The 13,815-nt window shown below is 55.7% G+C and carries 14 protein-coding genes and 1 other RNA gene; 10 read left to right on the top strand and 5 right to left on the bottom strand.

Going from position 1 to position 13,815, the window contains the following annotated elements; genetic code table 11:
* Positions 1-389 precede the first annotated feature (389 nt).
* Complete coding sequence (locus Q8M42_RS17965; RefSeq protein ID WP_304871093.1) at positions 390-1,577, top strand: hypothetical protein; 1,188 nt, start codon at positions 390-392, stop codon at positions 1,575-1,577.
* A 113-nt stretch (positions 1,578-1,690) separates the two neighbouring features.
* Here the strand turns inward: Q8M42_RS17965 and Q8M42_RS17960 are convergent, their stop codons facing one another.
* The gene (locus Q8M42_RS17960) at positions 1,691-2,167 is read right to left on the bottom strand and encodes a hypothetical protein (protein ID WP_305285094.1); all 477 of its coding nucleotides are present in this window, start codon (positions 2,165-2,167) and stop codon (positions 1,691-1,693) included.
* Positions 2,168-2,650: 483 nt separating this feature from the next.
* Between Q8M42_RS17960 and Q8M42_RS17950 the strand changes: the two genes are divergently transcribed.
* The 4 genes from Q8M42_RS17950 to Q8M42_RS17935 are packed head-to-tail and all read left to right on the top strand — an operon-like array spanning position 2,651 to position 3,701.
* Complete coding sequence (locus tag Q8M42_RS17950; protein ID WP_304871085.1) at positions 2,651-2,875, top strand: DNA-binding protein; 225 nt, start codon at positions 2,651-2,653, stop codon at positions 2,873-2,875.
* Positions 2,872-3,087, top strand: coding sequence for a hypothetical protein (locus Q8M42_RS17945; RefSeq protein WP_304871083.1), 216 nt, complete (start codon positions 2,872-2,874; stop codon positions 3,085-3,087). The genes Q8M42_RS17950 and Q8M42_RS17945 overlap by 4 nt, the downstream gene beginning before the upstream one ends.
* Positions 3,080-3,256, top strand: coding sequence for a hypothetical protein (locus Q8M42_RS17940; protein ID WP_304871081.1), 177 nt, complete (start codon positions 3,080-3,082; stop codon positions 3,254-3,256). Before Q8M42_RS17945 ends, Q8M42_RS17940 begins: the two co-directional genes overlap by 8 nt.
* Positions 3,195-3,701 carry a tyrosine-type recombinase/integrase gene (locus Q8M42_RS17935; protein ID WP_304871079.1) on the top strand — a complete coding sequence of 169 codons (507 nt, stop codon included), beginning with the start codon at positions 3,195-3,197 and terminating at the stop codon, positions 3,699-3,701. The genes Q8M42_RS17940 and Q8M42_RS17935 overlap by 62 nt, the downstream gene beginning before the upstream one ends.
* Positions 3,702-3,823: 122 nt before the next feature.
* Here Q8M42_RS17935 and Q8M42_RS17930 read toward each other — a convergent pair whose 3' ends face one another.
* The 3 genes from Q8M42_RS17930 to ssrA all read right to left on the bottom strand — a co-directional run bounded on the left by Q8M42_RS17930 (position 3,824) and on the right by ssrA (position 4,944).
* Entirely contained in the window at positions 3,824-4,090 is a 267-nt protein-coding gene (locus Q8M42_RS17930) for a hypothetical protein (protein ID WP_304871077.1), read from the bottom strand.
* 20 nt (positions 4,091-4,110) lie between these two features.
* A complete protein-coding gene (locus Q8M42_RS17925) occupies positions 4,111-4,392 on the bottom strand; it encodes a hypothetical protein (RefSeq protein ID WP_304871075.1) in 282 nt (93 codons plus the stop codon).
* Positions 4,393-4,552: 160 nt separating this feature from the next.
* Positions 4,553-4,944, bottom strand: a transfer-messenger RNA (tmRNA) gene (gene ssrA, locus Q8M42_RS17920).
* A 147-nt stretch (positions 4,945-5,091) separates the two neighbouring features.
* On the opposite strand from ssrA, the gene Q8M42_RS17915 reads away from it, so the two are divergent.
* Positions 5,092-8,007, top strand: a complete 2,916-nt coding sequence (locus Q8M42_RS17915; RefSeq protein WP_305285085.1) for an ATP-binding protein — start codon at positions 5,092-5,094, stop codon at positions 8,005-8,007.
* Positions 8,008-8,034: 27 nt separating this feature from the next.
* Here Q8M42_RS17915 and Q8M42_RS17910 read toward each other — a convergent pair whose 3' ends face one another.
* Positions 8,035-8,280 carry a hypothetical protein gene (locus Q8M42_RS17910; RefSeq protein WP_304871072.1) on the bottom strand — a complete coding sequence of 82 codons (246 nt, stop codon included), beginning with the start codon at positions 8,278-8,280 and terminating at the stop codon, positions 8,035-8,037.
* 195 nt (positions 8,281-8,475) lie between these two features.
* On the opposite strand from Q8M42_RS17910, the gene Q8M42_RS17905 reads away from it, so the two are divergent.
* The 4 genes from Q8M42_RS17905 (at position 8,476) to Q8M42_RS17890 (ending at position 13,812) form a co-directional block, all read left to right on the top strand.
* Positions 8,476-9,405 carry a LysR family transcriptional regulator gene (locus tag Q8M42_RS17905; protein WP_304871070.1) on the top strand — a complete coding sequence of 310 codons (930 nt, stop codon included), beginning with the start codon at positions 8,476-8,478 and terminating at the stop codon, positions 9,403-9,405.
* 125 nt (positions 9,406-9,530) lie between these two features.
* Entirely contained in the window at positions 9,531-11,168 is a 1,638-nt protein-coding gene (locus tag Q8M42_RS17900) for a GMC family oxidoreductase (protein WP_304871068.1), read from the top strand.
* A gap of 19 nt (positions 11,169-11,187) precedes the next feature.
* Complete coding sequence (locus Q8M42_RS17895) at positions 11,188-12,645, top strand: aldehyde dehydrogenase family protein (RefSeq protein WP_304871097.1); 1,458 nt, start codon at positions 11,188-11,190, stop codon at positions 12,643-12,645.
* Positions 12,646-12,702: 57 nt separating this feature from the next.
* A complete protein-coding gene (locus Q8M42_RS17890; RefSeq protein WP_304871066.1) occupies positions 12,703-13,812 on the top strand; it encodes an alkene reductase in 1,110 nt (369 codons plus the stop codon).
* The last annotated feature ends 3 nt before the right edge of the window (positions 13,813-13,815 follow it).

The following is a 13,815-nucleotide window of genomic DNA, read 5'->3' as shown; positions in this document are numbered from 1 at the left end:
GAACAACTCTTTGCGGGTCTGCTTGCGCTTGCCGGCGTACTCGGCATCGGCGAAGGTCATCTGCTTCATCGGAAAACTCAGCGGGTGGAATCCGGGGTATTTTGCCAAAATCAGGAAGTCTTCTTCAGAATTTCCCTAGTGATTTCGACACTTTTTCGACTCGCTGCCTAGACAGTCACTTGGCCTCCAAGTAGTTTCTCGCTGTAACGGTGCTTTAACCCATCTCTTATTTTTCCGAATGTCGCCGCTATTTTTCCCGTTTCTCGATTGTTTTTCTGGTTTGGATGTAGTTGAAAACTTAGTCCGTGACGTAAATTTCATCGGACGCAATCAGTGGTTTTACTTGGTGCTTTTATTCTAATAAATTGTTAGGTTGTGAGGGGCTGGAATTGTTCGAGCGAATTTCATTTGCAACTCAAAATAAACTAGATCCTAATAGTCCTATAGATATAGGGCATCTTGTTGAGTGTATGGTTTTCTATAAATCAACATGCGTTATAGCTTCTGAGGGAATACTTAAGCAGTTGATTACGTACTTTGGTGTTGATGGCCTTGAAGAGCTTATTGACTCTAGAGTTTTAAATATAATTTATACGGAATCGATTGTTGCAGTTTCCACAACTTCCGAAAACTCAAGGCAATATCATGATGTTGTAGAAATCAGTTCGCCCCAACATCAATATCAAGATGTACTTAGGAAGCAAATTGTTGAGGTTACTGGTAAGGCAGGTAAAGGTCGGAGGCTTGCTACAAGAATCCAAGACAAGATAAAAGTCACTGCCCATGATCATTCAATATTGGATGGGGCTCGGCATTCAATATTGGATCAACAATATATTCAATCGGCTGCAGGATTGGTTCTGAAATCAAAGCTAAATAGTTCAATAGATCTATCAGGCCTGCGTTTTAATACTGAGATGCAAGACAAGGGTATTGTTGTATCCACTAATGCTAATTTTCTAGCTCTCAATCAGCTTTATCATCAGTTTGTCCCCCCGTCTCACTCTTCATTAACACCAGCATCTATTTTGATTGAAGTGTTGGAGCTCGAAAAGGAGCTGTATTTTGCCTCAAGTAATTTATCTGAAATTGCAGCAAGCAATATAAGCTCTGTTTTGGCTGAGAATAAATTTGACTACATATTTGATAGAAGCTTAAAGACGGAAGAGAGAATTAATAATTTTAATGAATTTATTTTGAATGACTCGCAGAAGCTGCGTCAGGCTGTAAATAATAGATTAATCACATCTAGGCAAGCCGTAGAAATCATCCACAAGGCTAGTGAATTCAAGGGTTGGTTGTCGAGTCAGCAGCCAGATCAAGACCTCATCAAAGCATATTATTCGGCAGTAACGAAAGAAACTATAGTTGATAAGCTACCTGGGAAAACTGCGAGATTCAGTGTGTTTGTTGGTCTTGGGTTGGTTGCAGATACACTATTGACTGGCGGCATGGGCACAGCTGCAGGAGTTTCACTGGGTGCTCTTGATACGTTCTATTTAGATAAGTTGTTTAAGGGGTGGAAACCTAATCAATTTGTTGATGATTTGTTGCCGTTAATTGGGAGTAAAAATTAGAAATTACTGCCACAGGAGATTTGCTCTACGCGCCTATTTTTTACACAGCACGTCGTTACTTTAACGTTGTCCGCATGCCTCTTTCTTCTTCTTTGCATTTCGCTCTGATGGATTCACGCTGTACTGATTCCACCAGAACTTGCAGGCATCGGAAGAAGAGCGCTTCTCCTGCTGTACTCGTGCAAGCTCGGCCTGCCTGCCTGCCTGCCTGCCTGCCTGCTTGCTTGTGCCTGTGCTTCACGCTGTTGTCTTATCTGCGCTTCTGCAGCCATTCGTTGCTGCATCACGGCCTGCGCCTTCTTCGACTCCACGGTGGCTTCTCGGAAGCTTTGCTCCATGTAGCTAGCAGCTTCGTTTAGGGCTGCTTTTAAGCGTTGCTCTTGTATGTAGTCGTAAACCAGTTTGCCGCCCCACAGGCCTCCGACAATGATCATCGCAGCCAGGATTATTGCGTGGCTTGTGTCCATAGGTGAGCGCGCTCGTCTTGTATGGGCTGCTCTGTAGCCTTGACGTTCGTTGCGATCGTCAATTTCTTCATCCATGTCGAAGCTCAGCACTTTCAGCTGGTCATCGATATCGCGCTTATTCATTCCTAGAGTCCCTTCTAACTCACCTGATTCAGTGCTTTCGGGCGTACCAGCGCCTAGTCACTTCCTTTGTGATCGCTATCCCGCGTTCGGACTGCTCAAGTTTCGGTTCGCTTCGTCGTAGTCTGGGCTTGTCTGCCCGCTTTCAGGGATTACCTGACCGCTCGCTATCCATAGGGCGTAATGCGGAAATGCTCTGACCAGAACGTCTACTTCTTCCGTGCTTACTCGCACAGCCCCCTTACTCACGTTCAGCCATCGGCTGTAATCGGTGTCACTCAGCTGGCTGAGTTTTTTGGGGCCGATTTTTTTGATCAATAACCTTGCTCTATCTGCTGAGCTTTCCATATAGAAAAATGCAACCGGTCTTAAAAGGTAACTATTGACGCAGCGAGATGCTGCGTCAATAATTGACTTGAGGTAATTATTGACTTGAGTTGCTGCTCAAGCGTTCCCAACAAAGACCAACATAGTGCAGGAAAGCCCATGGACTTGGAAGAAAGCAACCTCACTGCAAAAGGCACTCTGCCGGCCCCGCCGGTTCTCCCTTGGCGCGAGTTCGCCGATTGGATTCGCATGGCCGACGACCACAACACCGTTTGGGGTTGGATTCGTAACGGTCACCTGCCGTCCCACAAGGTCGGTAAACACGTCATGGTCAATGTAGCTCTCTTAACCACACAGCTACTGGATAAGGAGTCGACCCTATGAGCAAGGCCGACGACAGCCTGGATCTGTGCAGCGTGAAGACCTTCGCCGAAATGAGCGGCATATCCATCGAAGAGGCTATCGATTGGGTGGATAACGGCACCGTCCCGAGCATGCGACTGGCCGACTTCCGTATGGTCAACCTAGCTCGCCTGCGTGCTGACTTGCTCAAGGGCAAAACCGAGTTCAAAGCTGGGGATTACAGCCATGCCTAGCCCAACTCATGCCCTGGATGCCGTCACCGCTGTTGGCTACATCGACAAACTTGTCCACGTCGAGCTGGAGTGGGACAACGATCCCGAGCCGTTCTGCCGCTCTGGCTATGTCATCGGCATCGTGCTGCCGGTTAAAGGCGTGCAAGCACTCGGACAACCCGCATGTTGAGCCGATCACCTTGCTTTGCCTTGCCACTGGTGCGCGTTGGTCTGAGGCAGAAGGGTTAATCCCGGCTCGGTTGCGTAATGGCTCGGTGACTTACAGCAAGACCAAATCAAGCCGCGTCCGCACGGTGCCAATTGATCCGTCCCTAGAGATATTCATAAGGGATCATTGGAAGCGTCATGGCCCGTTCACAGGCTCAATCAGCTCTTTTCGTTGTGCCTTGGTTCGGTCGGGGATTCAGCTGCCCAAAGGACAGGCCAGCCATGCGCTACGCCATACCTTTGCCAGTCACTTCATCCAGAAGGGTGGCAACATCCTCACCCTACAGAAGATCCTGGGTCACTCCAGCCTGGCTATGACCATGCGCTACTCGCACCTGGCCCCGGAGCATCTGGCCGAGGCGGTGAGGTTGAGTCCGTTGGCAGGGCACATCCTTCGCTCTCACTAGATTGCCATGCCCTTCATTTCTAGCTTGGGCTTCATGCTTTGTAGCCCTGACTGTCAGCGAACGACCCAACGCTGTCGCTCGTCAACGGTAGGTATCAGCCCAAAGCAGCCCTTCATTCAGGACTACTTCTGGCCTTTTGCAGAAGCCTCTGAAATTGACTGAGCCTTTCGTTCCCGACGCCGGCAAAGCCAGTTTCGGATGTCTCGAACAATCATGCATATCGCACCAATGACTGTCAGCAGAACGAACGCACCAACAAACTGAGCGAGAAATATGCCGCCGTTGTAGGCCACTGCTCGGTTGCCTTGTTCAAAGCTTGCGAGCGCCGGGCCTTGCGCCGCCATAAGGCAGCCCAAAGAAAGTACGCGGCTAAACTTTAGGTATTCCATGTTGTGCCTCCTTGCGATGGTCAAATCAGTCCGCGGTACTGCTTGCGCTTAGGGAATGCCATTCTGACCGCGACCGCGATCAGCACCAGACCAATGATGGCCGAAACACTGGCGAATCCAATGCTGAGCTGGATAGCTGATGCAAACTCTTCGGGATTGTGCTCCGCGGTGTACCAAGCCGAAGGTGATCCGCGGTGTCCTGGGATATGGACGGAGCCGCTTGATATATCTAGAAAGGCGGAAATGCCAACACCGATGCCTAGCAGCAGGAAGAAAAAGCCGAGAATCAGAACACTGAACATAAATAATCACCTCCTGGCATCGCGTCCTGCTCACTCACTGATGATCGTTCAATCAGCAGCTCTTGATTGAAGCGTGACACTTTCGGGACAGTCGACAAGTGTCGAAAGCAAAAACCCCCGACTTTCTCTAGGAAAATCAGGGGTTTAAGGTGTTTCTGATTGGTGGAGCCGGGGGGATTTGAACCCCCGTCCGCCAGTTCTCCACTTTCGGTACTACATGCTTAGCCGTGTCTATTGAGTTAATCCGCAGCCGCCCGACGGGCAGGGTGCTTTGGACGAGTTGTGTAAGTTTTAGCCGCTTTGTCCACAACGTACTACGCGGCGATCCTGTTCTGCATGACAATCACTTCAGGTTTACAGGCATCCCCTAGTGATCGCTGGAGCCGAAGCTACCAGAAGGACTAGTCGCGCCGCTTACGCAGCGAGAGCGTAGCCCTCGTAGTTTTCGTCATTGGCAACTATAGAAAGTTGCAACAGTGGATTTACGACTTCTGTTACCAAGTCGGCATGCACCTAGAGCTTCGCTACCGGCGTCGAATCCTAATCGGCCCCAAAGCTTTTGTTGCTGGTACTGGGATGCGAGTTTACGCCAAAGGTTCCACAGCGTCGACCCGGCAATTGCCTGGCGGACGCTAATGGGGCTTGCCGGCTATGATTGCATCCTGCACATTCGCTATGTCTTTTGGATGAGACCCTCGTATGCCGCGCGCGTCGCGTTACCCTTTGCGTCAGTGGATCTGGCGCGCTTTTGTGCAGAGTGCCCTGATTCCGCTGATTCTGGTCGAGTCGGTGTTGATCACGGTGTACCTGCTGAGCAACGCGGCGATTCGCGATGCGCAGATCGAGCATTTGCAGCAGAGCGCGCTGGATGATCTGTCTGCGGCGGTGGCGCGTGAAGGCCAGGTGATTGATGGCCGCCTGCGTTCGGTGGAGGCGCAGGTACAGATCTTCCGTGATGCGGCGCTCAATGCTCTGGATAACCGCAGGTTTGAGCCCGATGCGCTGGAGCGCCAGCGCCATGCGCTGACTGCAAACGGCGTGTTCTACAGCCGCAGTGATGATGGTCGGGCGGCGTCCTTTTATGCCAACAGCACGCCGCTGGCCCAGCAGGACCACGCCAAGGCTCTGCGCCTGTCGCAGCTCGACCCGTTGATGCGCTCAATTCAGGCCGCCAACCCACGCGTAGCAGCGGCCTATTTCAATACCTGGGACAGTTACAACCGCATCTACCCCTTCTTTATGACGCCCGAGCAGTATCCCCATGACATGGTGATACCCGATTACAACTTCTATTACCTGGCGGACGCCAAGCACAACCCCGAGCGCAAGGTGGCCTGGACCGATGTCTACCTCGACCCGGCAGGCATGGGCTGGATGATGTCGGCGGTGGCGCCGGTGTATCGCGGTGATTTTCTCGAAGGTGTGGTGGGACTGGATATCACGGTCGGGCAGATGCTCGGTGAGATTGGCGAGCTGGATGTGCCCTGGCAGGGCTATGCGATGCTGGTCAGCCGCGACCACAACATCATGGCCCTGCCGAGTGCCGGTGAAGAGGATTTCGGCCTGCGCGAGCTGACTGAATACTCCTATGCCGAGGCGGTGCGCCGCGAGGTGCTCAAGCCCGAGGATTTCAACTTGGCCAAGCGCGCCGAGATGCAGCCGCTGTTGCAGGCCATGGCAGCGGGGCAGGGCAATGTGCAGGAGGTTGATCTTGGCGGGCGTAAGCAACTGATCGCCTGGAGCGAGATCCCGCAGACCGGCTGGCAACTGCTGCTGGTGGTGGATGAAGAGCATATCTTCAGCGAGACCAATCGCCTGGCCGAGCGCTATCTGCATATCGGCTACCTGCTGATCGTCGGCCTGGCGCTGTTCTATCTGCTGTTCTTTGCCCTGATGTGGCTGCGTTCGCGGCGCCTGAGCGAGCAGCTGGTGCGGCCGATTGATGGGATTGTCGGGATGATGCGCGAGCTGGGCCAGGGCAACTATCAGCCCACTGCGCCGAGCAGCCAGATACGTGAACTGGTGAGCATGGCGGAGGCGGTGCAGCACACCGGCGAGCAGTTGCAGGCCAGTGAAGTGCAGCGGGTGGAGGCGCAGCGGATTCTTCAGTTGGTGCTGGAAAGCACCACGGAAAGCCTCTGGGAGGTCGAGGCTGAGACGATGAGCATCACCCTCAGCGAGCGTTTCCTCAGACGCTTCGGCCTGACTCATCCGAACATGAGTTTCAGCGAGTTCAACCAGCGTGTGCACCCCAATGATCTGGAGCGCATTCGCCATCTGCGTCAGCTGTTTGCCAGCAGCGGCGAGGACCGTTTCGAGGCGGAGTACCGCTACGCCGATGCTCTGGGCGACTACGTCTGGTTGCTCAGTCGCGGCAAGGTGCTGGAGCGTGATAGCGAGGGCCGCGCCCTGCGCGTGGCCGGCACCCATGTGGATATCACCCGGCTCAAGCAGGTGCAGGAAGACCTGCGCCGCGCCAGCCTGGATGCCCAGGCCGCCAGCCAGGCCAAGAGTCGCTGTTTGTCGAGCATGAGCCACGAACTGCGCACGCCGCTTAATGCGATCTACGGCTTTGGTCAGTTGATTGAGATGGAGGTGCAGGACAAGCCCGAGGCCAAGCTGGAGGCCGATTACGCCCGCGAGATCGTCAACGCAAGCCGTCATCTGACCTCACTGGTGGACGACATTCTCGACCTGTCGAGCATCGAGAGCCGCCGCCAGCAGCTCAAGTTGCAGCCGGTGGAAGTCGGCGCGCTGCTGCATGGCTGCGCCGAGCTGGTACAACCGGAAGTGCAGCAACGCCAGTTGCAGCTGCAGGTGCTGGCTGACGCCGACGCCGGCCTGTATGTGCAGGCGGATATGCGCCGGGTGCGTCAGGTGGTGCTTAACCTGCTGTCCAACGCGATTAAGTACAACAGCCCGCAGGGCCTGATTCGCATGGGCTATGAGGTGCGTTCCAACTGCGTGCGCTTGTGGGTTGAGGACAACGGCGCGGGGCTGACGGCCGAGCAGCAGGCCAACCTGTTCCAGCCGTTCCAGCGCCTGGGCCGGGAGAATTCCAGCATTCCTGGCACCGGGATCGGCCTGGTGCTGTGCCGTGAGCTGGCCACCTTGATGGCTGGCGAGATGGGCTTTAGCAGCAGTGCCGGTACGGGCAGCCGTTTCTGGATCGACCTGCCTGGCGCTGCGGCACCGGCAGCGCAGGCGGTTGCTGATGTGCAGTCCGTGTCAGCGCAACCCAAGCAGATGGCCGAGGTGCTGTGCGTGGAAGATCACCCTGCCTGTCTCAAGGTGGTTCAGGAAGCCCTGCGTGAATTTGCCGAGGTGCGTGGCGCCGGCTCGGTGCAGCGGGCACTGGCTGAGCTGGAGCAATGCACGCCGACATTGTTGTTGCTCGATCTGGATCTACCCGATGGCGACGGTATGCAGGTGCTGGATGCCATGCGCCTTAACCCACGTTTGCAGGCGGTGCCGGTGTTGGTGATCAGTGCGGCGGCGGATGAGGCGGTGTTTGCCGAAGCACGTCGGCGCGGCGCCCAGGCTTGCCTGGCCAAACCGATTGACTTGGCTCAGGTGCGCCGCGTGGCACTTAGCCTGTTGGGGCAGGCGCTTTAACCCGCACCTTCCCTGCCGCTGTTCGGGCTATTCGCTGGCTTCGAGCAGTTGCAGCGCCTCACCCAGAACCTTGACCGATTCGCCATGATTACCGGCCTTGTGCAGGGCTTCGCCTTCGGCGCGCAGCTGCTGCACTTGCGCGAGTACTGTGGCATCGCGTGGTGGGTCGGTTTTCAGCAACTCATCGATCTTGGCCATATCCGCTGGGCAGTGCATGGCCCAGAGCGAGGTGCTGAGGAGTGCGGTTGCAAGAAAAGTGGCAAGACGGCGCATGGCGTGGCTCCAGCGGTGTGGGTAGGGCTTTCAGTATAGAAGGCGCTAGCATACCCACGCTGACGCCGCATTTATGGGGGCATGAAAGCTGAAAAGCCTTCTGACCTAATCACCACCACTGTCAGTGAACATAAATTTTTCATGCGTGCATGTCAGTTTGGAAGACATGCACATTACTCCACATGGATTTAGAACTTGAACAAACTGTCTGAGATGCATTCTTTCGTTACCGTGGCGGACACCGGTAGCATTTCTGAAGCCGCTCGCCGTTTGGGTACGGCCAAGTCAATGGTCTGCCAGCGGATTCAGCAACTCGAAAAACGCCTGGGGAGTATCTTGCTCGAGCGTGGTCGGCAGACTCGCCTGACTGAGTCCGGCGAGGTTTTTTACCGTCATTGCATCAGCATTCTTGCTGATGTTGAAGATGCCGAAAACGCCGTTTTGACCTCTCTGTCGACTGTTCGCGGGAGTCTGCGTGTTGCCGTGCCGATGGCTTTTGGTATGCGCTATCTGACGCCGATTCTGTCGTCTTTCGCCAGGCAGTATCCAGAGTTGGATTTGGACGTTGAGTTCGATGATCGGCGCGTCAACTTGCACGAGGAAGGGTTTGATGCGGCGGTGCGCATTGGTGAGTTGCCGGACTCTTCGCTAGTGGCTAAAACCATTACCCCCAACCGCCATATCATCTGTGCCAGCCCGGATTATCTGAGTGCTCATGGCACACCGCAGATCCCGCAAGACCTGGCTCAGCATTTCGCCATGCTCTACGTGAATCGCGAACCTCATGGCATGTGGACGCTACCGGTGAACAACACATTGGAGTCATTCCGTGTGCGCTGCCGCATGCGTACCAATTGTGGCCACCAACTGATGGAAGCGGCCAAGGCGGGTCTTGGGCTCGCGATACTGCCTACGTTCCTGGCCGCGCAGGCCATTGTGGACGGTGAGCTGCGAGAGGTGCTGGAGCCGTATGCGCCCCGTGGTGGCAATATTTCTGTGGTCTATCGTCAGTCACAGCGAACCTCGCCCAAGCTTCGTGCGCTCAGTAACTTCCTCAGTGAGCAGATCGGCAATCCGGCGATTTGGGATCAGATGCTGAGCGCCCATTTGCAGCCACCGTCTTGAGTCGTTCGAGAAAAACGAAACATCGATTCGTTTTTCTCTGGCTTATGGGGGTTTGAACCCTGACTTATCCTTTTTTCCAACAGGCGCATTACCTGCGCCTGACAGGAAGAAATGGAAGAAGACGGATGACAGATTCCTTACACAACCCCGCTCGCCGTGCTGTGTTGGCTGGTGGCGTCATGGCGGCAGCTACCCTCGCAGTGGGCAGTGGTTTAGCGCGTGCAGTGGAGCCTGCTGGCAAGGCCGGTAAGGGCGACGGGCAGCCTGGCGAATTCGATGTAATTGTCGTCGGTGGTGGTTCCGCTGGCGCGGTGCTGGCTCGGCGTTTGAGCGAAAACACTGACCGTCGGGTGCTACTGCTGGAGGCTGGGCATAGCTATAGCCCTGGAAGTTACCCTGCGCTTGTTGCGAGCAGCGATGTGGTCGGCGCTAATGGCAATCCTGAGTTTGAGTGGGGCTACAAGACTCAGCCGGGTTACATCAATCATCCCATCGGCGCTCTGCGCGGCAAGGTGTTGGGCGGTAGTTCGGCGATCAATGGTGCCGTGGCAATTCGTGCGCGGCCTACTGATTTCGAGCGCTGGGGGTTACCAGGCTGGAGCTATGAGGAGCTGTTACCATTTTTCAAGAAACTAGAAACCCATAGTGCGGGTGCTAGTCGCTTGCACGGCCATGATGGCCCTCTTCCAGTTCATCAACTTAGTGATGCCGACGTCACGCCGATGCAGAGGGCCTTTATCAGCGCGACAGTGGCGAATGGCTACACGACAGTTGGCGATTTTGATGGTGCGGATGCCGATGGTGTAGGGCCGTATCCGATGAACATCGTCAAAGGTGTACGGGTCAACACCGGCATGGCCTACCTCACTGATGAAGTACGCAGTCGCGCTAATCTGCTGATCCGCGCCGACAGTCTTGTCGACAAAGTGCTTTTTGATGGTAAGCGTGCGATCGGTGTGCAACTGGCCGATGGTGAAAAACTCTTGGCCGGTGAAGTCATTCTCTCGGCGGGTAGCTACGGCTCTGCAGCGATCCTGTTGCGCTCCGGCATAGGCCTGCGTGAGGACTTGCGCGCCTTACAGATTCCACTGGTTGCTGAACTGCCCGTTGGGCAAAACCTGATGGATCATCCGTTTTACTACAATGCTTACGCGGCCAACCCTGAGCTAATTGGCGGTCAGTCGCCCGCCATTGGCGCCAAGCTGTGGACCCATAGCAGCACAGCCGAAAACGGCGATCTGGATCTGCACATCACTGCGACCCATTTGTTTCCCCATGAGCAAAGTCCGACGCAGGTTGGCTTTGTGCTCGCGGTCGCGCTGACTCGGCCGCTGTCGCGTGGCAAGGTGACCTTGGCCAGTCGCGATCCGTTTGTTGCACCGCGCATTGACCTAAACTTTCTCGCCGAGCCCAAGGATCGTCAGCGTCTGCTTGATGGCATCCGTCTGGCTCGCAAAATCGGCACAACAGCGCCGTTGAGCACGCTGATTCATTCCGAACTCAATCCAGGCCCGGGCAATGACACCGACGAGGCGTTGCTTGCCAGTGTCAAAGCCAGTCTTGATACCTACCACCACCCAACCTCGACAGCGCCCATGGGCCGACCCGGTGATGCCCACGCCGTGGTTGACCTTGAAGCGCGGGTGATGGGTGTGCAGGGGCTACGTGTAGCCGACGCCTCGATCTTCCCCGATGTGCCCTCCGTGGCAACCAACATCACTGTGATTGCTGCGGCTGAGAAAGTTGCCAGCCTCTACGCTTAATAATCTAGGAATTAGCTCTATGAATAACTCCCCGGTTTTGAACTGGATCGATGGCCTGTGGCTGGACTCCGGTGTTTATAAAGATTCCATCGACCCGGCGACCTATGAGTGCATTGGTCAATACGCCGAAGGTGGTTTGCATGAAGCGCAGCAGGGGATTGAAGCGGCTAAGCGCTCGTTCGCCGAAACACCCTGGAAAGATGATCGCAACTTGCGCGCCAAGGTACTGCTGGAGTTGGCCGATGCGTTTGAGCGCAATGCCGACGAGCTGATTGCCATGCTGGCCCTGGAAAACGGCAAGATCAAACCCGAAGCCGCGTTTGAGGTCACTATGGTGCCCTCCAAGTTGCGCTACTACGCCGCCCAGGCTCGTGCTGAGTACGGTCGAGCGGCAGAGCCTAAGCCCGGCAAAATTTCCCTGGTAATTCGTCAAGCGGTTGGTGTCGCGGGCATTATCGTGCCGTGGAACTCGCCGGTCGTACTGATGATTCGCTCCCTGGCTCCAGCACTGGCGGCGGGCTGTACCACAGTCATCAAAATGCCTGGGCAAACAGCTCAAACCAACGCGTTGGTAGCGCGGATCATGAGCGAGTCCGTGTCACTGCCGCGTGGTGTCATCAACTTGTTTAGTGAGCATGGCGCCGCTGGTTCCATCCATCTGGTGGAGTCGCCCAAGGTTCCGGTGATCAGTTTTACCGGCAGCACCACAACGGGCCGCGCAATCTCCGCCGTCGGCGCGCAGTCGCTGAAGCGTTTTGGTCTGGAGTTGGGCGGGAAAACCCCCATGCTGGTGTTTAACGATGCCGACCTTGATGCAACAGTGCCAACGCTTGAAAAAGCCCTGACCGTATTCGCTGGACAGTTCTGTATGACGGGTTCGCGGCTGTTGGTGCAGCGCGATATTGCCCCCGCGTTGATCGAGCGTTTGGCCGCGAGGCTGCAAGCCGTGCGCGTGGGGCCCGCTGCCGATCCAAGCAGCGAGATGGGGCCTTTGATCGATAAACTCAACGTTCAGCGGGTTAACCAAGTGGTGGAAGAAGCCATCGCTGGCGGTGCTGAGGTCATCGTGCGCGGTGGCCCGGTCACCGAAGGGGCTTTGGTCGGCGGCGCTTTCTACCGGCCAACACTGCTGCGGGTAACTGATCCCGAGATGCCAATTGTTCAGCGTGAGACGTTCGGTCCGGTGCTGACGCTGCAGGTGTTTGATAGCGAAGCAGAGGCGATTGCTCTGGCCAACAACAGCGAGTTTGGTTTGGCCGCGAGTGTATGGACTCGCGATATCGATCGCTCATTACGGGTTGCTCGCGAGCTGGAGGCCGGCACCGTCTGGGTCAATGACTGGGCAGTGGTCTACGACGAGTTCGAGGAAGGTGGGTTCAAGCAGTCCGGCCAGGGCCGTTTGAACGGTGTGGCGGCGATGGATGATTTCGTTGAATACAAACACATCGCTCTCAATCCCGGCTTACGCCACCACTAAATCCTACTGGCTCGCCTACGCACGGCGCTGCGTAGGCGGCTGCATGAGCACTATTTTATGAATCGTACGAAAACCTTGCTGGACCCTTTGAATGTTGGCCCTCTGACCTTGGCTAACCGCGTGCTGATGGCCCCTATGACCCGCTCACGTTCCGCTCAGCCCGGTGATGTTCCCACTGCGCTGAACGCCCACTACTACGGACAACGTGCCAGTGCCGGACTGCTGATCAGCGAAGGGATGCCTATTTCGCCTGCAGCCAAGGGCTATGCCTATACCCCGGGCATTTATACCGAAGCTCAACAACTGGGCTGGAAGCAGGTGGTCGATGAGGTGCATGGCAACGGCGGTCTGATCGCTGCTCAGTTGTGGCATGTCGGGCGTATTTCGCATCACTCGGTATTGCCCCAGGGCCAGTTACCCGTGGCCCCTTCAGCCATCCGTGCAAAGGCCAAAACCTTCGCGTTTGATGCGCAAGGCTTACCCGCCATGGTCGATTGCGATACGCCGCAGGCGTTGAGTGAAGAGGGCATTGCCGCTGTAATGCAGGAGTTTGTCCAGGCCGCACTGTGGGCTCGTGAGGCCGGTTTTGATTTGGTTGAGCTACAGGGGGCGAACGGTTTCTTGCTTGAGCAGTTTCTCTCGGTAACGACCAATCAACGCACTGACCGCTACGGCGGTTCACTGGAAAACCGAGCCCGATTTGTCCTGGAAGTGGTCGATGCCGTTGCGGCAGCCGTTGGTGCAGAGCGCGTGGGTATTCGTCTCTCGCCGTGGTGTCCGCCAAGCGTCAACGATATGGACTTCAGCGTCGAAGCCCAAGAGATTACGTTGTACTTGGCCGCGGCCCTCAGTACGCGGCGCATTGCCTATCTGCATTTGTCTGAGTGGCCTGGCGTGCAGTATCCCGTGGGCTTTCGTGCCCAACTGCGCGAGCTATTCAGTGGTGCGATCTTTGTTTGTGGCGGCTATCAGCAAACAAGCGCTCAGGACATCCTCGTGCAGGGCTTGGCCGATGCCGTCGCGTTCGGCAAACCCTTTATTGCCAACCCGGATCTGCCGCAGCGTTTTGTTTGTAACGCTGAGCTGGCGCAGCCGGATGGCAATACCTTCTACGGCGGTGATGCCCGCGGGTATACCGACTATCCGACCCTGGCAAGCCTGAGTTGAACC

The organism is Pseudomonas sp. (assembly GCF_030684895.1).
Classification (GTDB): domain Bacteria; phylum Pseudomonadota; class Gammaproteobacteria; order Pseudomonadales; family Pseudomonadaceae; genus Aquipseudomonas.
Note: the sequence above shows the minus strand (reverse complement) of the source record. Positions and strands in the feature narration are given on the sequence as shown.